The following is an 18,348-nucleotide window of genomic DNA, read 5'->3' as shown; positions in this document are numbered from 1 at the left end:
CTCGGGGTCTGCGGCCAGGATCGCTCAGGCCCGTACGTCCCGCCATGCCGCCGGGATCGCCTCGGCGACGTCCTGGGCGGCGACCGGGCCGCCGTCCGAGGCGTGGCGGGCGGCGAGCCCGTGCAGGTGGGCGGCGACGGACGCGGCGTCGCGCGGGCCGAGCCCGGCGGCCAGCAGGGAGCCGGTCAGCCCGGAGAGCACGTCGCCGCTGCCCGCCGTGGCGAGCCAGGACGTGCCGGTCGGGTTGACCCGCACCGGGGCGTCCGGGTCCGGGGCGGCGACCAGCGTCGTCGAGCCCTTGAGCAGGACGGTGGCCCGGTAGCGGGCGGCCAGCTCCCGTACGGCGGTGAGCCGCCCCGCCTCGACCTCCTCGCGGGCGGCGCCGAGCAGGGCCGCGGCCTCCCCGGCGTGCGGGGTGAGCACGGTCGGGGCGGTGCGCGCCCGGACCGCGGCGACGTCCAGCAGCCGCAGCCCGTCCGCGTCCACCAGCACCGGGACCTCGGCGGCCAGCACGTCCCGGACCGCGCCCTCCGCCTGCGGGCCGTCGCCGATCCCGGGGCCGACGACCCAGGACTGCACCCGCCCCGCCCCGGACGGCGGCCCGGCGTGCACCAGGGTCTCCGGATGCCGGGCGATCACCGCGTCCGCGCCCGGACCGACGTACCGCACCGCCCCGGCCCCGCCCCGCAGCGCCCCGGAGACGGCCAGCACCGCCGCGCCCGGGTAGCGGGCCGACCCGGCGACGACCCCGACGACCCCGCGCCGGTACTTGTCGCTCTCGGCGGCCGGCACCGGCAGCAGGGCCGCGACGTCCGCGTACTGGAGCGCCTCCAGCTCGGGCACGGCGGGCAGCTCGGGGCCGAGCCCGATGTCGACGAGGCGCAGCGCCCCGGTCCGCTCGGCGGCCGGATCGACGAGCAGGCCCGGCTTGTACGTGCCGAAGGTGACCGTGACATCGGCGCGGACCGCCTCGCCGCGCACCTCCCCGGTCCCGGCCTCGACCCCGCTGGGCAGGTCCACGGCGACCAGGGGCGCGCCGGTCGCCGCCAGCGCCCGGACCGCCCCGGCGGCCTCGGGGCGCAGCCCGCCCCGGCCGCCGATGCCGGTGATCCCGTCCACCACCAGGTCGACGCGGCCGCCCCACGGTTCCGGTTCGGCGGTGGTCGCGGTGGCTCCGCCGGCCGCGCGGAGCGCCGCCAGGCCGCCGGGGTGGGCGCGGTCCGGCGCGATGAGCACGGCGCGCACGCCGGCGCCCCGGCGGGCGAGGAGCGCGCCCGCGTACAGCGCGTCCCCACCGTTGTCGCCGCTGCCGACCAGGAGGACGACCCGGGCCCCGTACACCCGGCCGTGCCGCCGCAGCACATCGGCGCAGACGGCGGCGAGCCCGGCCGCCGCCCTCCGCATCAGGGTGCCTTCGGGGAGCCGTTCCATGAGGGCCCGCTCGGCGGCCCGTACGGTCTCGACGCTGTAGGCGGTACGCATGTGCTCAACCCTCCGCGACAACCACCGCCGACGCCACTCCCGCGTCGTGGCTCAGCGAGACGTGCCAGTGCCGTACGCCCAGCTCGGCGGCGCGGGCGGCGACCGTGCCGCGGACCCGCAGCCGGGGCTGCCCGCTCTCCTCGACGTACACCTCGGCGTCGGTCCACAGCAGCCCGGCGGGGGCGCCGAGCGCCTTCGCCAGGGCCTCCTTGGCGGCGAACCGGGCGGCGAGCGAGGCGATCCCGCGCCGCTCGCCGCTGGGCAGCTTCAGCTCCCGTTCCACGAAGAGCCGGTCGGCCAGCTGGGGCGTACGCTCCAGCGCCGCGTCGAACCGTTCGATCTCGGCCACGTCGATCCCGACCCCGATGATCACGCGTCTTCCCCTCGTCCCTCGCCGGCCCGCCCACCGGCGCACCGGGCTACTCCACGGTCACGGACTTCGCCAGATTGCGCGGCTGGTCCACGTCGTTGCCGCGGGCCCTGGCCAGCTCGCAGGCGAAGACCTGGAGCGGCACGGTCGAGACCAGCGGCTGAAGAAGCGTAGGCGTAACGGGGAGCCGGATCAGATGGTCGGCGTACGGGACGACCGTCTCGTCGCCCTCCTCGGCGATGACGATGGTGCGGGCGCCGCGTGCCCGGATCTCCTGGATGTTCGAGACGATCTTGTCGTGCAGCACCGACCGGCCGCGCGGCGCGGGCACCACCACGACGACCGGCAGCCCCTCCTCGACGAGGGCGATCGGCCCGTGCTTGAGCTCCCCGGCGGCGAACCCCTCGGCGTGCATGTACGCCAGCTCCTTGAGCTTCAGCGCGCCCTCCAGGGCCACCGGGTAGCCGACGTGGCGGCCCAGGAAGAGGACGGTGCCCCGGTCCGCGAGGGAGCGGGCCAGGTCCCGTACCGGCCCCATGTCCGCCAGGACCCGTTCGACGGCGCCGGGGATCGTGGCGAGCTGGCGGACCACGGTGCGGATCTCGTCGCCCCACTTCGTGCCCCGGACCTGGCCCAGGTAGAGGGCGACCAGGTAGCAGGCGACCAGCTGGGTGAGGAACGCCTTGGTGGAGGCGACGGCGACCTCGGGCCCGGCGTGCGTGTAGAGCACCGCGTCGGACTCGCGGGGGATGGTGGAGCCGTTGGTGTTGCAGATCGCGAGGACCCGGGCGCCCTGCTCGCGGGCGTGGCGCAGCGCCATCAGGGTGTCCATCGTCTCGCCGGACTGCGAGATCGCGACGACCAGGGTGCGGTGGTCGAGGATCGGGTCGCGGTAGCGGAACTCGCTGGCCAGCTCGGTCTCGCAGGGCACGCGGGTCCAGTGCTCGATGGCGTACTTGGCGATCATCCCGGCGTGGAAGGCGGTCCCGCAGGCCACGATGACGATCTTGTCGACCTCGCGCAGCTCGTGCGGCGGGATGTGGACCTCGTCGAGGCGGAGCGAGCCCTCGCCGTCGGTCCGGCCGAGCAGGGTGTCGGCGACGGCCCGGGGCTGCTCGGCGATCTCCTTGTCCATGAAGGAGTCGTGGCCGCCCTTCTCGGCGGCGGAGACGTCCCAGTCGACGTGGTACGCGCGGACCTCGGCGGGCCGTCCGTCGAAGCCGGTGACGGTGATCCCCTCCCGGCGCAGCTCGACCACCTGGTCCTGGCCCAGTTCGATCGCGGAGCGGGTGTGCGCGATGAACGCGGCGACGTCGGAGGCCAGGAACGCCTCGCCCTCCCCCACCCCCACCACCAGCGGCGAGTTGCGCCGCGCCCCGACCACCGTGTCCGGCACGTCCGCGAAGACGGCGACGAGCGTGAAGGCGCCGTCGAGCCGGCGGCAGACCAGGCGCATCGCCTCCGCCGGATCGGCGCAGACGGAGTGGGCCTCGGCCAGCAGATGGGCGACGACCTCGGTGTCGGTCTCGGAGGCCAGTTCATGGCCGCGACCGGCGAGTTCGGCGCGCAGGGCGGCGAAGTTCTCGATGATCCCGTTGTGCACGACGGCGACCCGGCCCGCGTTGTCCAGGTGGGGATGGGCGTTGACGTCGGTGGGGGCGCCGTGGGTGGCCCAGCGGGTGTGCCCGATGCCGGTGGTGCCGGCCGGGAGCGGGGCCTCGTTCAGCGCCTTCTCCAGGTTGACGAGCTTTCCGGCCTTCTTCGCGGCGGCCAGCCCGCCGTCCGCGAGCACGGCGAGCCCCGCCGAGTCGTAGCCCCGGTACTCCAGACGCCTCAGGCCCGCGAGGACGATGTCCTGCGCCGACTGCCCGCCCACGTAACCGACGATCCCGCACATAACAGCCTCTTCTCCACCAATCCGCCTCTTTTCCTTCGCATCGTCGCAGAAGACCCGCCGGACGTCGGGGAGGACGGCGCCCCGTGAACCTTTCCGCGCCCGGCGGGGAACAGGGGATGACACGCTCTCCCGCCCCACCCCAGGAGCCGATGTGACCGGACCACCGACGGGCCCGCACGACGACGCCGAACTCGTCGCGCGGTCGATCGAGGAGCCCGAGGCGTTCGCCGGCCTCTACGACCGCCACGCGCCGGAGATCCACCGCTATGCCGCCCGCCGTCTCGGGGAGGGCGCGGCGGACGACATCACGGCGGAGACCTTCCTCGCCGCCTTCCGGGCCCGGCACCGCTACGACACCGCCCGCCGCAGCGCCCGCCCCTGGCTGTACGGCATCGCCGCCAACCTCATCGGCAAGCACCGGCGCGGCGAGGAACGCGCGCTGCGGGCCCTGGCCCGAACCGGCCGCGACCCGGTGGCCGACTCCTGGAGCGAGCACGTGGAGGAGCGGATCGCCGCCCGGGCGCCCCTGGCCGCCGCGCTCGCCCGGCTCTCCCCGGGCGACCGCCATGTGCTGCTGCTCGTCGCCTGGGCCGACCTCGGGTACCAGGAGGTCGCCGAGGCCCTGGGCATCCCGCTCGGCACCGTACGGTCCCGGCTCAACCGCGCCCGCCGCAAGGTCCGCGAGGCCCTCGGCGCGGACCCCACGTTCACGCCCGACGCCATGGAGCTGACCTCGTCATGGACGAAATGACCCGACTGCGCGAGTTCCGCGCCGACGCGCCCGCTCCCGACCGCCCGGCGCTCGCCCCGGGCCGCCGACGGCTCGTCGAGGCCGCCGCGTCGGGCCGCCGCCCCCGGCACCCGTGGGCCCGGCGGCGGACCGTCGCCGTCGTGGCGGCCGCGGCGCTCACCGTGGCGGCGGTGCTCGGCACCCGGCTCTGGGACACCGCGCCGGACCGCTCGGGGCCCGCCTCGACCGCAAAGCCGCTACGGCTGACGAGCGCGGCCGAGGTGCTGAACCGGGCCGCCGACGCCCTGGAGAGGCTGCCCGTACCGCCGGAGCCGCTCGACCACCAGTGGATCTACACCAGGACGACGACGGTGAGCGCCACGAACGGGCCGGACGGCACCCCGGGCACCGACTCGGACACCTCCGACTCCTGGGTCCCGTACGACAACTCCGCCGCGGCCGAGCACGGCAAGGACACCGACTACCGCACGGCCCGCCAGGTCTACCGCGCCGCGAACGCGCTGCCCGACGACCCGGCCCGGCTGCTGGAGGGGATCCGCCGCCTCTACCCGACCGGTCACACCGCGGAGAACCCGCCCGAGGGCAGGGCGCAGCACAGCTTCCGCGCGATCAGCCTGGTCGCCGGGACGTACCCGATCTCCCCGGCCGCCCTCGCCCGGGTCTACCGGGCCATGGCCACCATCCCCGGCGTCCGCGTCACCGACCACCTGGTGAAGGACGCCGCCGGACGCGAGGCCATCGCCATCACCCGGAAGGAGGACGTCGGCCACGACCAGCGGGAGATCCTGCTCGACCCGCGGAGCTTCGACTACCTCGGCGAGCGCTTCGTGGTGGCCGAGGACTACACGTTCGTGTTCCCCGGCAAGAAGGGGCAGAAGCCGCCGCCGATGGCGTTCGAGGCGGGGCAGATCACCCTCAGCGAGGCCCGCGTCACCGGCGCCGTCGTGGACCGCAAGGGCCGGAAGCCCTGATCCGGCGGGTGGTGTCCGCCACGGGGGTGTGGACACCACCCCGCAGCCGACGGCCGGTGCCCACGGGTGCATCATGACGGCACGGCGACGTCCGTACGCGTCCGCCGTCCGAGCACCTGGGGGGTATGCGCATGTCCGGCACCGGGGAAGAGCAACCGGAGACCGCGCCGCAGCGGCCGGCCTGGGACCTCAGGTCCCTCCCGCCGCACCCCGCCCCGCCACCTCCCCCGCGGAGATTCCGGATACCGATCTGGGGCGGCGTCCTGATGGGCGTGGCCATCGGCGCGGTCCTGGTGGTGGTCGTCCCGTTGGCCCTGTTCGTCGGGCTCTTCACCCTGCGCTACCTCAACGTCCCCCCGGAACCGGACGGTGCACCGGTCACCCTGACCGCGGACGAACTGACCGGCACCTGGCAGGACGACCGGGGCGGAATTCTCGTCCTCGCCGCGGACGGCACCTTCAGCTCCACCGAGGTCTGCGGCGACTACGTCGACTTCGACAACAACCTCCACGCCGGCTTCGACTTCCCGTCCAGGCTCTCCGCGTCGGGGAAGTGGGACGCCGGCGATTCGACCACCGAGGAGGGGGCCACCTCCGTCGACCTCGGCTTCACGTACGGCGACGGGGAGATCAGCGGCTTCTACGACGCCAGGAGCGACGGCGTCCCCGTCCTGTGGACGTACGTCGGCGACCCCGACGACGGGAAGCTCTGCGTGCTGAAGAAGGCGGACTGAACGGCGACGCCCGGTGTACCCCACGTGACCGAGCCCACCCCCCACCGTGTGCGAACTCCCGCGACAATGAACCCGTGATCACTTCGCCGCCACGGAGCACCCACCGACGCGCCGAGCACGCGACGACGCCGTACGTCGACCTGTCCCGCGCCGAGTGGAGCGCCCTGCGGGACAAGACGCCGCTGCCGCTGACCGCCGAGGAGGTCGAGCGGCTGCGCGGCCTCGGCGACGTCATCGACCTCGACGAGGTACGGGACGTCTACCTGCCGCTCTCCCGGCTCCTCAACCTCTACGTCCAGGCCACCTCGGGGCTGCGCGGCGCGCTGAACACCTTCCTCGGCGACGCGGGCAACGGCCACGGCGCCCAGAGCGGCACCCCGTTCGTCATAGGCGTCGCGGGCAGTGTCGCGGTCGGCAAGTCCACCACCGCGCGCATCCTCCAGGCGCTGCTGGCCCGCTGGCCCGAGCACCCCCGCGTCGAGCTGGTGACCACCGACGGCTTCCTGCTGCCGATGAAGGAGCTGAAGGCCCGCGGCCTGATGTCCCGCAAGGGCTTCCCCGAGTCGTACGACCGGCGCGCCCTGACCCGCTTCGTCGCCGACATCAAGGCCGGCAAGGACGAGGTGACGGCGCCCGTCTACTCCCACCTGATCTACGACATCGTGCCGGACGAGCGGCTCAGCGTGCGCCGCCCCGACATCCTGATCGTCGAGGGGCTCAACGTCCTCCAGCCCGCGCTGCCCGGCAAGGACGGCCGCACCAGGGTCGGCCTCGCCGACTACTTCGACTTCAGCGTGTACGTGGACGCCCGCACCGAGGACATCGAGAGCTGGTACCTCGACCGCTTCCGCAAGCTGCGCGACACCGCGTTCCAGGACCCGTCGTCGTACTTCCGCAGGTACACCCAGGTCTCCGAGCGGGAGGCCATGGAGTACGCGGCGACGATGTGGCGGACCGTCAACCGGCCCAACCTGGTGGAGAACGTCGCCCCCACCCGGGGCCGCGCCACCCTGGTGCTCCGCAAGGGCCCCGACCACAAGGTCCAGCGGCTCTCCCTGCGCAAGCTCTGACCGGTGCTTCCGCCGGGCGGACCGCCCGGCGGAAGCACGGCGCTCAGCCCAGCGCGGACTTCACCACGTCGGCCAGCCGCTCGGCGACCGCGCGGGCCTGCTCGATGTCGGCGGCCTCGACCATGACGCGTACCAGCGGCTCCGTGCCCGACTGGCGCAGCAGCACCCGGCCGGTGGAGCCCAGCTCGGCCTCGGCCTCGGCGACGGCGGCAGCGATCTCCGGGGAGCTGCCGACCCGGGACTTGTCGACGTCCCGGACGTTGATCAGCAGCTGCGGCAGCCGCTGCATGACCCCGGCCAGATCGGCGAGCGTACGGCCGGTGGCGGCGACCCGGGCCGCGAGCAGGAGCCCGGTCAGCGTGCCGTCGCCGGTGGTGGCGTGGTCCAGCACGATGACGTGGCCGGACTGCTCGCCGCCGAGCGCGTAGCCCTCGGCCTTCATCGACTCCAGTACGTAGCGGTCGCCGACGGCGGTCTGGACGAGCTGGATGCCCTCCCGCTCCATCGCGATCTTGAAGCCGAGGTTGGACATCACGGTGCCGACCACGGTGTCCTTGCGCAGCTGCCCGTTCTCGCGCATGGCGAGGGCCAGGACCGCGAGGATCTGGTCGCCGTCGACCTCCTCGCCCGAGGCGTCCACGGCCAGGCAGCGGTCGGCGTCGCCGTCGTGCGCGATGCCGAAGTCGGCGCCGTGCTCGACGACGGCGGCCTTCAGCGGCTCCAGGTGGGTGGAGCCGCAGCCGTCGTTGATGTTCAGGCCGTTCGGGTCGGCCCCGATGGTGATCACCTCGGCGCCGGCCCGGGCGAAGGCTTCCGGCGAGACCCGGGCGGCCGCGCCGTGCGCCTCGTCGAGCACCACCTTCAGCCCGTCGAGCCGGTTCGGCAGGACCGCGACCAGGTGGGCCACGTAGCGGTCGAAGCCCTCCGTGTACTCGGTGACCCGCCCCACGCCGGCGCCGGTCGGACGCGCCCACGGCTCACCGCTCCGGTGCTGCCGGTACAGCGTCTCGATCCGGTCCTCCAGCTCGTCGGAGAGCTTGTGACCGCCTCGGGCGATGAACTTGACACCGTTGTCCGGCATGGAGTTGTGGCTCGCCGAGAGCATCACGCCGAGGTCGGCGCCCAGCGCCCCGGTGAGATACGCCACCGCCGGGGTGGGCAGCACACCGACCCGCAGGACGTCCACGCCCGCGCTGGCGAGCCCGGCCACCACCGCGGCCTCCAGGAACTCCCCGGAGGCGCGTGGGTCACGGCCCACCACGGCGGTCGGCCGGGCCCCGTCATGGGTGCCGTGCTCGGCGAGCACATGCGCCGCAGCGACCGAGAGACCGAGCGCCAGCTCGGCCGTCAGATCCGCATTGGCGACACCGCGCACACCGTCCGTGCCGAAGAGTCGTCCCACTGGTGTCCTCCGAAGATGCTCCGAAACCGCACAACCAAATCAACCAAAGCGGCACGGCACACGGCGCGCACAACACCGCGCACCCGCCGCCGGTTCGCACGACGCCACGTGATCGACGCAACGCCGCACAAAGAAGCCTATGAACGGCTTATGCCGTTATACGCCCGGGGGTGCCGATAAACGAACGCCCCGGCGGGCACGAGGCGTGCCGCCGGGGCGAACGTGAACAGCAGGTGAGCAGGCGGATTAGCGCTTGCTGTACTGCGGGGCCTTGCGGGCCTTCTTGAGACCGGCCTTCTTGCGCTCGACCGCACGGTCGTCGCGGGAGAGGAAGCCGGCCTTCTTGAGCGCGGGACGGTTGTTGTCCACGTCGGCCTCGTTCAGCGCACGGGCGACGCCGAGGCGCAGGGCACCGGCCTGACCCGAGACGCCGCCACCCGAGATGCGGGCGATGACGTCGTAGCGGTCGTCGAGCTCGAGCACCTTGAAGGGCTCGTTGACTTCCTGCTGGTGCACCTTGTTGGGGAAGTAGTCCTCAAGGGTGCGACCGTTGATCTTCCACTTGCCGGAGCCCGGAACGATCCGGACGCGGGCGATGGCGTTCTTCCGACGGCCCAGGCCGGCGGCGGGCTGCGGGTCGCCGAAGCGGGAGGCCAGCGACTCGCTGGTGTACTCGCCCTCGACGGGAACCTCGGACTCGAAGGTGGTCACCTCGGCGAAGATCTCCTCGCCCTCGGTGCCCTCGACGGGGTTCTCAACAGTGGTCTCGGCCACGATGCTCCTCAGATCTTTCTTTTGGTCTTAGGGGGAGGCCGGAACTACTGCGCGACCTGGGTGATCTCGAACGGGACCGGCTGCTGAGCAGCGTGCGGGTGCTGGTCGCCCGCGTAGACCTTGAGCTTCGAGATCACCTGACGGCCCAGGCTGTTCTTGGGGATCATGCCCTTGATGGCCTTCTCGACAGCCTTCTCGGGGTTCTTGTCGAGCAGCTCGTCGTAGCGGACGGAGCGGAGACCACCCGGGAACCCGGAGTGGCGGTACGCCATCTTCTGGGTCTTCTTGTTGCCGGACAGGTGGACCTTGTCGGCGTTGATGATGATGACGAAGTCGCCCATGTCCATGTGGGGGGCGTAGATCGCCTTGTGCTTGCCGCGGAGGAGGTTCGCCGCCGTGCTGGCCAGACGGCCGAGGACGACGTCCCGCGCGTCAATGATGTGCCACTGGCGAGTGACATCGCCGGGCTTGGGGCTGTACGTACGCACTTCGTAGCCTTCGCTTCTTCAGTGGATGGGGTCCATACACACGACACCTCTGAAGCGATCATGCAGCTGGGGCCCACAATGCCGGGAACACCGCCCGTATGCGAGCCACTGGTAACTGCTCCAGAGAACTAGCGCAAGGGCTCTTCGCGTGAGAACACGCAGCCCATACGCATAACAACCGTCGACACTACCCGCCCCGCCCCGCACGGGTCAAAACGCGCCGCCCCACCCCTACCGGGCCCGCTCCACCCGGCGCTCGTCCCAGACCGGCTCCCGCGTCTCGCGCACGACCCCGTCCGAGCCGAAGACCAGGTAGCGGTCGAAGGACCGGGCGAACCAGCGGTCGTGGGTGACCGCCAGCACCGTCCCCTCGTACGCCTCCAGCCCCTCCTGGAGCGCCTCGGCCGACTCCAGGTCCAGGTTGTCCGTCGGCTCGTCCAGGAGCAGCGCGGTCGTACCGGCCAGCTCCAGGAGCAGGATCTGGAACCGGGCCTGCTGCCCGCCGGACAGCTTCTCGAAGGGCTGGTCGCCCTGGCGCTCCAGCTCGTAGCGGCGCAGTACGGACATGGCGCCGCCGCGGTCCCTGGCGTGCTCCTTCCACAGGATCTCGACCAGCGTGCGGCCCAGCAGCTCGGGGTGGGCGTGGGTCTGCGCGAAATGACCGGGCACGACCCGGGCGCCCAGCTTCCAGGTGCCGGTGTGCGCCACGTCCTCACCGGCCAGCAGGCGCAGGAAGTGCGACTTGCCGGAGCCGTTGGAGCCGAGGACGGCGACCCGTTCCCCGTAGTAGATCTCCAGGTCGAACGGCTTCATCAGCCCGGTCAGCTCAAGGTTCTCGCAGGTCACGGCCCGTACGCCGGTACGGCCGCCGCGCAGCCGCATGGTGATCTCCTGCTCGCGCGGCGGCTCCGGGGGCGGCCCCGCGTCCTCGAACTTCTTGAAGCGGGTCTGCATCGCCCGGTAGCGGGAGGCCATGTCGGGGCTGTTCGCCGCCTGCTGCCGCAGCCGCAGGACGAGGGCCTTCAGCCGGGCGTGCTCCTCCTCCCAGCGCCGCAGCAGCTCCTCGAACCGGGCGAACCGGTCCTTGCGCGCCTGGTGGTACGTGTCGAAGCCGCCGCCGTGCACCCAGACGTCGCTGCCGGCCGGGCTCGGCTCCACGCTGACGATCTTCTCTGCGGCCCGGGAGAGCAGTTCGCGGTCGTGGGAGACGAAGAGGACCGTCTTGCGGGTCTCCTTCAGCCTCTCCTCCAGCCACCGCTTCCCCGGCACGTCGAGATAGTTGTCCGGCTCGTCCAGGAGCAGCACCTCGTCGGGCCCGCGCAGCAGCGCCTCCAGCACGAGCCGCTTCTGCTCACCGCCGGAGAGCGTGCGCACCTCGCGCCACTGCGCCTTCTCGTACGGGATGCCGAGCGCGGCCATGGTGCAGATGTCCCAGACGGTCTCGGACTCGTAGCCCCGCGCCTCCGCCCAGTCGCTCAGGGCCTGCGCGTACGCCATCTGCGCGGCCTCGTCGTCGACGGTGAGGATCAGCTCCTCGGCCCGGTCGACCGCCAGGGCCGCCTCCCTGATGCGCGGCGGGGCCACGGAGACCAGCAGGTCCCGCACGGTCCGCCCGTCCCGTACGGAGCCGACGAACTGCGGCATCACCCCGAGCCCACCGCTCACCGAGACGGAGCCGCCCTGCGGCTGGAGGTCCCCGGAGAGCAGCCTGAGCAGCGTGGTCTTGCCCGCTCCGTTGGCCCCGACCAGCGCGACCACCGCACCGTCCGCCACCCGGAACGACACGTCGCCCAGCAGCACCCGCCCGTCCGGCAGGTAGTACTCCAGATGGCCCGCTTCGAGATGTCCCATACGCATCATTGTCACGGGCCGAGAAGCCCTGGCCCAACCGGTTTACGTCTCGCCCAGGGTCTTTCGTTTGGATCAGGCCGGATCAGTGAGCGGGGTCCGGTGCGTGCGATCGCAAGGCGGAGGAGGGAAACGACGCGGAGCGTCGGCGACCGACGACAACGCGGCGAGCGTGCGCACCGGGGCACGCGAACCCGGCATGATCCAAACAAGAGGCCCTAGGATTCGCCCCATGAGCTATGGGCAAGGGGGGCCCTTCGGGGGGCCAGGGGGTTCGCACACTCCCGACTGGGCGGCGATGGCCGACGCGTCCGCCGCGCGCAACCGGCGCAAGAAGTGGCTGCTGATCGGTGGCGGCGTACTCGCCACCGCGGCGATCGGCGCGGCCGTGGCCGCGGCGGTCATCTCGACGAACAACAACGACACCACCCATGGCTCGGGCAAGAACGCGAGCCAGCTTCCCGCACCGAGCGATCTGCCGGAGGAGACGGCCCAGCCCGAGCCGTCCTTCTCCTCGGTGGCCCCGCCGCCCCCGCCGGACCCGAAGGACTACGTGTCCGACGCGAAGAAGGACCGGGCGCCGATCACCGTCGACGCGTTCTTCCCCGGCAAGGGGCTCACCATGGGCGACCGCGTCTACACCAAGGGGGCGACGCAGCAGACGAAGAACTGCGCCGCGACGACGAAGGGAGCGCTGGGCCCGATCCTGGTGAACAACGGCTGCGAGCAGGTGATCCGGGCCACGTACAGCAAGGACGGCGTCGCCGTCACCGTCGGCCTCGCGGTGTTCCGTACGGAGGCGCAGGCCAAGAAGGCGGCCCAGCAGTCGAGCGGCAGCGTCGCCACCCTGCCCGGCGCGGGCGTGCCGGCCTTCTGCCCGGCCGGGTCGGTCTGCCGACGCACCGCCAACTCCTACGGCCGCTACGCCTACTTCGCGATCAGCGGCTTCACCAACGGCAAGAGCGTCACCACGGCCGACAAGAACGTCTACGCCACCGGTGACGACCTGACGAACTTCACGTTCCGTCAGATCCGTCACCGAGGCGAGCTCCAGGCGTCGGCGGCGGCCACCGCCCAGGCCGGTTCCGACTGACGGTCCCGGTGGTCCTGACGGCGGATCAGCAGCAGCCCGCGCCGGGGAGGGTGCGCACATTGCGCGCCTCCTCGGCGCGGGCGGCCAGCAGCGCGTCGGCCGGGTAGGCCACTTCCTCCAGCGTCAGCCCGTGCGGCCGCACCACGTGGACCCCGGGGTCGCGCACCCGCGCGGCGAGCACCTGGGCGGGCCATTCGGCCGGCCGGCGCCCGTCGCCCACGAACAGCGCTGCCCCGATCAGCGCGCGCACCATGTTGTGGCAGAACGCGTCCGCCTGCACGGTCGCCGTCATGATCCCGGTCGCCGGGTCCCGCTCCCAGCTCAGCTTCTGGAGCGTCCGGATCGTCGTCGCGCCCTCGCGCTTCTTGCAGTACGCGGCGAAGTCGTGCTCCCCGGTCATCCGGACGGCCGCCGCGTTCATCGCGTCGACGTCCAACGGCCGGTCGTGCCACAGCACATGACCCCGCACCAGCGGGTCCACCCCGCCGGGCGCGTCGCAGACCCGGTACGCGTACCGGCGCCACAGCGCGGAGAACCGCGCGTTGAACCCGGCGGGCGCCGGCGCGATCCGCCGGATGCGGACGTCGGGCGCCATCCGTCCGGCCATCCGCCGCAGCAGCTTGTCCCCGTGCTCCGCCCACACCTCGTCCGGCAGGTCGACATGGGCGACCTGGCCCCGGGCGTGCACCCCGGCGTCGGTCCGCCCGGCCACGGTCAGGTCGTACGCCCGCGCGGACCGGGTCACGGTCCGCAGCGCGTCCTCGATCTCCCCCTGGACGGTCCGCCGGGAGGTCTGCTTCGCCCAGCCCGAGAAGTCCTTGCCGTCGTACGCCAGGTCCAGCCGAACCCGTACGTGGCCGGGCTCCACTTCGTCACTCACCCCAGGGTCCTTTACTACCGGTACGTGCAGGTGCATCAGATGCGTCAGGTGCATACGGAACGGGCCCGCACCGCCCCGAAGGGTAGTGCGGGCCCGTCCTGCGGTCTCAGAACGCTCAGGCGTCCTTGGACTCGGCGTCGTCGGCCGGCTTGGCGTCCTCGACGGCCTCGGTCTCGGCGGCGTCCTTCTTGAGGGCGTCCTCCTTGACCGCGCGCTTCGTGGCGGCCTCGGCCTCACCGGTGGCCTCCTGGGCCACGGTCAGCGCCTCGACCAGCTCGATGACCGCCATCGGGGCGTTGTCGCCACGACGGTTGCCGATCTTGGTGATACGGGTGTAGCCACCGGGGCGGTTCTCGTACCGCGGGGCGATCTCGGTGAAGAGCGTGTGGACGACGCCCTTGTCCGTGATCGACTGCAGCACCAGGCGACGGTTGTGGATGTCGCCCTTCTTCGCCTTGGTGATGAAACGCTCGGCGACCGGACGCAGGCGACGGGCCTTGGCCTCGGTCGTGGTGATGCGGCCGTGCTCGAACAGCGACTTCGCGAGGTTGTTGAGAAGAAGCTTCTCGTGCGCGGCGCTGCCGCCCAGACGGGCACCCTTGGCGGGCTTCGGCATGGTGTTTCTCCTTGTGTGCTGCACCGGCCGTGTCAGGTACCGGTGTCAGTTCCCGCGCGGCGGACGCCGCGCGGAAGACCATGGCCCCGGCCGGGCGGAAGGCCCGGCCGGGGAGGTGGATCAGTACTGCTCGGTCTCCACGAAACCGGCGTCCGCGTCGTCGTCGGCGCCGAAGGCGTCGGCGGCGGCGGTCGGGTCGAAGCCGGGAGGCGAGTCCTTCAGCGCCAGGCCCATACCGGCCAGCTTCGCCTTGACCTCGTCGATCGACTTCGCACCGAAGTTGCGGATGTCGAGCAGGTCGGCCTCGGAACGGGCCACGAGCTCACCCACGGAGTGGATGCCCTCGCGCTTGAGGCAGTTGTACGAGCGGACCGTGAGCTCCAGCTCCTCGATCGGCAGCGCCAGATCGGCGGCGAGCGCGGCGTCCGTCGGCGACGGGCCCATGTCGATGCCCTCGGCGTCGATGTTGAGCTCGCGCGCCAGGCCGAACAGCTCGACCAGGGTCTTGCCGGCCGACGCCATGGCGTCACGGGGACGCATGGCCTGCTTGGTCTCGACGTCGACGATCAGCTTGTCGAAGTCGGTGCGCTGCTCGACACGGGTCGCCTCGACCTTGTAGGTGACCTTGAGCACCGGCGAGTAGATGGAGTCGACCGGAATACGGCCGATCTCCTGGCCCGCCTGCTTGTTCTGGACGGCGGAGACGTAGCCGCGACCGCGCTCGACGGTCAGCTCCATCTCCAGCTTGCCCTTGCCGTTGAGCGTGGCGAGGACCAGGTCCGGGTTGTGCACCTCGACACCGGCCGGCGGCGCGATGTCCGCGGCGGTGACCAGGCCGGGGCCCTGCTTGCGCAGGTACATCACGACCGGCTCGTCGTGCTCCGAGGAGACGACCAGCTGCTTGATGTTGAGGATGAGGTCGGTCACGTCCTCCTTGACGCCCGGCACGGTGGTGAACTCGTGCAGGACACCGTCGATCCGGATGCTGGTGACAGCGGCACCGGGGATCGAGGAGAGGAGCGTGCGGCGCAGGGAGTTGCCGAGGGTGTAGCCGAAGCCCGGCTCCAGCGGCTCGATGACGAACCGGGAGCGGAACTCGTCGACGACCTCTTCGGTCAGCGAAGGACGCTGAGCGATAAGCATGAGGAGATCCTCTTCAGTCGTGGGCACCCACTATTTGATGCCCGACAGATGAAACAAGGATACGGGCGGCATGCCCCCGGAAGGGACATACCGCCCGCATCCGCGTCATGGACGCACGGCCGTCACCGGCCGTGACGGATCAGACGCGACGGCGCTTCGGCGGACGGCAGCCGTTGTGCGGCGTCGGGGTGACGTCCTGGATCGAACCGACCTCCAGGCCGGTGGCCTGGAGCGAACGGATCGCGGTCTCGCGGCCGGAGCCCGGACCCTTCACGAAGACGTCGACCTTGCGCATGCCGTGCTCCTGCGCGCGGCGGGCGGCCGACTCGGCGGCCATCTGCGCGGCGAAGGGGGTGGACTTGCGCGAGCCCTTGAAGCCGACGTGGCCGGCGGAGGCCCAGGAGATCACGTTGCCCGAGGGGTCCGTGATCGAGACGATGGTGTTGTTGAACGTGCTCTTGATGTGCGCGTGGCCGTGAGCGACGTTCTTCTTTTCCTTGCGACGCACCTTCTTGGCTGCGCCCTGACGACCCTTGGGGGGCATGTCTTGACTCCAGATGGAGAGGGGAGGTGATCGGTCCTACAGCGAAGACCGCTGGTTGCTGCGGATGCCCGGTGACCGGACGACCGCAGTGCGTCCGCTGAGGACTACTTCTTGCCCGGCTTCTTCTTACCGGCGATCGCGCGACGCGGGCCCTTGCGGGTACGAGCGTTCGTGCTGGTGCGCTGGCCGTGAACCGGCAGACCGCGGCGGTGACGCAGACCCTGGTAGCAGCCGATCTCGACCTTGCGGCGGATGTCGGCCTGGATCTCGCGGCGGAGGTCACCCTCGGTACGGAGGTTGGCGTCCACGTACTCGCGGATCTTGACCAGGTCCTCTTCGGCCAGGTCGCGAACGCGGGTGTTCGGGTTCACGTCGGTGGCGGCGAGGATCTCCTTGGACCGGGTGCGCCCGATGCCGAAGACGTAGGTGAGGGCGACCTCCACGCGCTTTTCGCGCGGGATGTCAACACCTGAAACGCGTGCCATTCAATGGCTCCAGTTGTTCGTTCGGGGGTCTTCCACAGTGCCGCTCCTGATCGCCGACCTCTCGGGAGGAGAGGTGGTACGCCCAGGTCCCCGGCCCCCGCCGGAGGTGTCGTCAGCCGAAGCGTGGACGGACTCTGCGTATGTACGTATTACGTGCGTCGCGCGAAGTACTGCGAGATGCAGGTGGTCGTGCGTCAGCCCTGGCGCTGCTTGTGGCGCAGGTTGTCGCAGATGACCATGACCCGACCGTGACGGCGGATCACCTTGCACTTGTCGCAGATCTTCTTGACGCTCGGCTTGACCTTCATGGGATGTCAGGTTCTCCGGGTCAGTGCCGTCGCCTCGCGAATGCGAGGCAGAGGCAAGATCTACTTGTAGCGGTAGACGATCCGGCCACGCGTCAGGTCGTACGGAGAGAGCTCCACGACGACCCGGTCATCCGGAAGGATTCGGATGTAGTGCATCCGCATCTTGCCGCTGATGTGCGCGAGGACCTTGTGACCGTTCTGGAGTTCCACCTTGAACATGGCGTTCGGGAGGGACTCGATCACGGTGCCCTCGATTTCGATGGCACCTTGCTTCTTGGCCACGCTTCGCCTTTCGAATCGGCTACCTTGATCGACTCTCGGCATCGCATGCGGACATACCGATGCACGACAGCCGACGAGTCAGTCTACGTCAGCGGACCCCAAAAGACGAATCCGTCAAGTTTGCCCAGCCGGAGAGATCCTTAGACCTCGGTAAAGCCCCGGCTTCGGCCCGCTGTACCGGGTTCCGCCGCGCCGGTCAGCCCAGCGGGTCCGGCGCCGCCTCGATCCCGTACTGGGCCAGCTTCGCGCGGCCGCAGTCGGGGGCGGTGAGGACCAGGGGGCCCTGCTCGGTGAGGGCGATCGAGTGCTCCCAGTGGGAGGACCAGGTGCCGTCGGTCGTGATCACGGTCCAGTCGTCCTGGAGGACCTCGGTCCGCGCCGTGCCGAGCGAGACCATCGGCTCGATGGCGAGGCAGACGCCCGGGACCAGCTTGATGCCCTTGCCGCGCTTGCGGGCGACGTAGTTCAGCAGGTGCGGGTCCATGTGCATCTCGGTGCCGATGCCGTGGCCGCCGTAGTCCTCGATGATCCCGTACTTGCCGGTGGCGGGGCGGGGCTGGCGGCGGATGTAGGACTCGATCGCCTTCGAGATGTCGACGAGGCGGTTGTTGACCTTCATCGCGGCGATCCCGGCCCACATCGACTCCTCGGTCACCCGGGAGAGCTCGATCAGCTCCGGAGCGTGTCCGGTGCCCACGAAGGCGGTGTACGCGGCGTCGCCGTGCCAGCCGTCGACGATCGCGCCGGCGTCGATGGAGATGATGTCGCCGTCCTTGAGGACGGTCTTCTCGTCCGGGATCCCGTGGACGACGACCTCGTTGACCGAGGTGCAGATCGTCGCGGGGAAGCCGCCGTAGCCGAGGAAGTTCGACTTCGCGCCGTGGTCGGCGATCACCTTGCGGGCGACCTGGTCGAGGTCGTGCGTGGTGGCGCCGGGCACCGCCGCCTCGCGGGTGGCCGCGTGAATGGCAGCGACCACCAGCCCCGCCTCACGCATCTTGGCGATCTGCTCGGGGGTCTTGATCTGCACCATTACGCGGCGCCTCTCTGCGTCGGCCCGTCGATCCATGTCGAACGGGGATGTCTGCGGCGTACCCGTTCCACGATACGGCGCACGCAGTCGGGGGCGGGGGGCGGGGGGCGCCCCCCCCCCCCGGCCCGCGGGGGGGGGGGGGGGGGGCTGCTTACCCGCCCTAAAAGCCACCCAACC

Annotated in this window: 20 protein-coding genes; 5 read left to right on the top strand and 15 right to left on the bottom strand. The window is 71.4% G+C overall.

Annotated elements, in window-relative coordinates; genetic code table 11:
* Positions 1–24: 24 nt before the first annotated feature.
* The 3 genes from ACF08W_RS11000 to glmS are packed head-to-tail and all read right to left on the bottom strand — an operon-like array spanning position 25 to position 3,749.
* Positions 25–1,482 carry an NAD(P)H-hydrate dehydratase gene (locus tag ACF08W_RS11000; protein WP_352281051.1) on the bottom strand — a complete coding sequence of 486 codons (1,458 nt, stop codon included), beginning with the start codon at positions 1,480–1,482 and terminating at the stop codon, positions 25–27.
* A 4-nt stretch (positions 1,483–1,486) separates the two neighbouring features.
* Positions 1,487–1,855: a holo-ACP synthase gene (locus ACF08W_RS10995; protein ID WP_352281050.1), complete on the bottom strand. Its 369-nt coding sequence runs from the start codon at positions 1,853–1,855 to the stop codon at positions 1,487–1,489.
* Positions 1,856–1,901: 46 nt separating this feature from the next.
* Positions 1,902–3,749, bottom strand: a complete 1,848-nt coding sequence (glmS, locus tag ACF08W_RS10990) for a glutamine--fructose-6-phosphate transaminase (isomerizing) (protein ID WP_392279084.1) — start codon at positions 3,747–3,749, stop codon at positions 1,902–1,904.
* A gap of 151 nt (positions 3,750–3,900) precedes the next feature.
* Between glmS and ACF08W_RS10985 the strand changes: the two genes are divergently transcribed.
* The 4 genes from ACF08W_RS10985 (at position 3,901) to coaA (ending at position 7,275) form a co-directional block, all read left to right on the top strand.
* On the top strand, positions 3,901–4,500 hold the full coding sequence (locus tag ACF08W_RS10985; RefSeq protein ID WP_385208281.1) for an RNA polymerase sigma factor: 600 nt from the start codon (positions 3,901–3,903) through the stop codon (positions 4,498–4,500).
* Positions 4,488–5,471, top strand: coding sequence for a CU044_5270 family protein (locus tag ACF08W_RS10980; RefSeq protein WP_392279083.1), 984 nt, complete (start codon positions 4,488–4,490; stop codon positions 5,469–5,471). The genes ACF08W_RS10985 and ACF08W_RS10980 overlap by 13 nt, the downstream gene beginning before the upstream one ends.
* A 266-nt stretch (positions 5,472–5,737) precedes the next feature.
* Positions 5,738–6,205, top strand: a complete 468-nt coding sequence (locus ACF08W_RS10975) for a hypothetical protein (protein WP_392279082.1) — start codon at positions 5,738–5,740, stop codon at positions 6,203–6,205.
* A gap of 74 nt (positions 6,206–6,279) precedes the next feature.
* Positions 6,280–7,275, top strand: coding sequence for a type I pantothenate kinase (coaA, locus tag ACF08W_RS10970; RefSeq protein WP_385208271.1), 996 nt, complete (start codon positions 6,280–6,282; stop codon positions 7,273–7,275).
* 43 nt (positions 7,276–7,318) lie between these two features.
* Here coaA and glmM read toward each other — a convergent pair whose 3' ends face one another.
* The 4 genes from glmM to ACF08W_RS10950 all read right to left on the bottom strand — a co-directional run bounded on the left by glmM (position 7,319) and on the right by ACF08W_RS10950 (position 11,790).
* A complete protein-coding gene (gene glmM, locus ACF08W_RS10965; protein WP_385208267.1) occupies positions 7,319–8,677 on the bottom strand; it encodes a phosphoglucosamine mutase in 1,359 nt (452 codons plus the stop codon).
* 246 nt (positions 8,678–8,923) lie between these two features.
* Positions 8,924–9,451, bottom strand: a complete 528-nt coding sequence (gene rpsI, locus ACF08W_RS10960) for a 30S ribosomal protein S9 (protein WP_352281038.1) — start codon at positions 9,449–9,451, stop codon at positions 8,924–8,926.
* 44 nt (positions 9,452–9,495) lie between these two features.
* On the bottom strand, positions 9,496–9,939 hold the full coding sequence (gene rplM, locus ACF08W_RS10955) for a 50S ribosomal protein L13 (protein ID WP_352281036.1): 444 nt from the start codon (positions 9,937–9,939) through the stop codon (positions 9,496–9,498).
* 231 nt (positions 9,940–10,170) lie between these two features.
* On the bottom strand, positions 10,171–11,790 hold the full coding sequence (locus tag ACF08W_RS10950; protein WP_392279081.1) for an ABC-F family ATP-binding cassette domain-containing protein: 1,620 nt from the start codon (positions 11,788–11,790) through the stop codon (positions 10,171–10,173).
* A 229-nt stretch (positions 11,791–12,019) separates the two neighbouring features.
* Between ACF08W_RS10950 and ACF08W_RS10945 the strand changes: the two genes are divergently transcribed.
* Positions 12,020–12,880, top strand: a complete 861-nt coding sequence (locus tag ACF08W_RS10945; protein ID WP_392279080.1) for a hypothetical protein — start codon at positions 12,020–12,022, stop codon at positions 12,878–12,880.
* A gap of 25 nt (positions 12,881–12,905) precedes the next feature.
* Here ACF08W_RS10945 and truA read toward each other — a convergent pair whose 3' ends face one another.
* The 8 genes from truA to map all read right to left on the bottom strand — a co-directional run bounded on the left by truA (position 12,906) and on the right by map (position 18,171).
* The gene (gene truA, locus ACF08W_RS10940; protein WP_392279079.1) at positions 12,906–13,760 is read right to left on the bottom strand and encodes a tRNA pseudouridine(38-40) synthase TruA; all 855 of its coding nucleotides are present in this window, start codon (positions 13,758–13,760) and stop codon (positions 12,906–12,908) included.
* A gap of 115 nt (positions 13,761–13,875) precedes the next feature.
* Positions 13,876–14,376 carry a 50S ribosomal protein L17 gene (gene rplQ, locus ACF08W_RS10935; protein WP_352281028.1) on the bottom strand — a complete coding sequence of 167 codons (501 nt, stop codon included), beginning with the start codon at positions 14,374–14,376 and terminating at the stop codon, positions 13,876–13,878.
* Positions 14,377–14,496: 120 nt separating this feature from the next.
* Positions 14,497–15,519 carry a DNA-directed RNA polymerase subunit alpha gene (locus tag ACF08W_RS10930; protein WP_024755423.1) on the bottom strand — a complete coding sequence of 341 codons (1,023 nt, stop codon included), beginning with the start codon at positions 15,517–15,519 and terminating at the stop codon, positions 14,497–14,499.
* A gap of 139 nt (positions 15,520–15,658) precedes the next feature.
* Complete coding sequence (rpsK, locus tag ACF08W_RS10925) at positions 15,659–16,063, bottom strand: 30S ribosomal protein S11 (RefSeq protein ID WP_003956432.1); 405 nt, start codon at positions 16,061–16,063, stop codon at positions 15,659–15,661.
* A 104-nt stretch (positions 16,064–16,167) separates the two neighbouring features.
* Positions 16,168–16,548 (bottom strand): 30S ribosomal protein S13, encoded by a 381-nt coding sequence (gene rpsM, locus ACF08W_RS10920; RefSeq protein ID WP_148838713.1) that lies wholly within the window; start codon positions 16,546–16,548, stop codon positions 16,168–16,170.
* Positions 16,549–16,742: 194 nt separating this feature from the next.
* Positions 16,743–16,856: a 50S ribosomal protein L36 gene (gene rpmJ, locus ACF08W_RS10915; RefSeq protein WP_003956441.1), complete on the bottom strand. Its 114-nt coding sequence runs from the start codon at positions 16,854–16,856 to the stop codon at positions 16,743–16,745.
* Positions 16,857–16,916: 60 nt separating this feature from the next.
* Positions 16,917–17,138 (bottom strand): translation initiation factor IF-1, encoded by a 222-nt coding sequence (gene infA / locus ACF08W_RS10910; protein ID WP_003956442.1) that lies wholly within the window; start codon positions 17,136–17,138, stop codon positions 16,917–16,919.
* A gap of 196 nt (positions 17,139–17,334) precedes the next feature.
* Entirely contained in the window at positions 17,335–18,171 is an 837-nt protein-coding gene (gene map / locus ACF08W_RS10905; protein ID WP_392279078.1) for a type I methionyl aminopeptidase, read from the bottom strand.
* Positions 18,172–18,348 lie beyond the last annotated feature (177 nt).

Origin of the sequence: Streptomyces sp. NPDC015144, assembly GCF_043079735.1 — a bacterium.
GTDB lineage: Bacteria > Actinomycetota > Actinomycetes > Streptomycetales > Streptomycetaceae > Streptomyces.
Note: the sequence above shows the minus strand (reverse complement) of the source record. Positions and strands in the feature narration are given on the sequence as shown.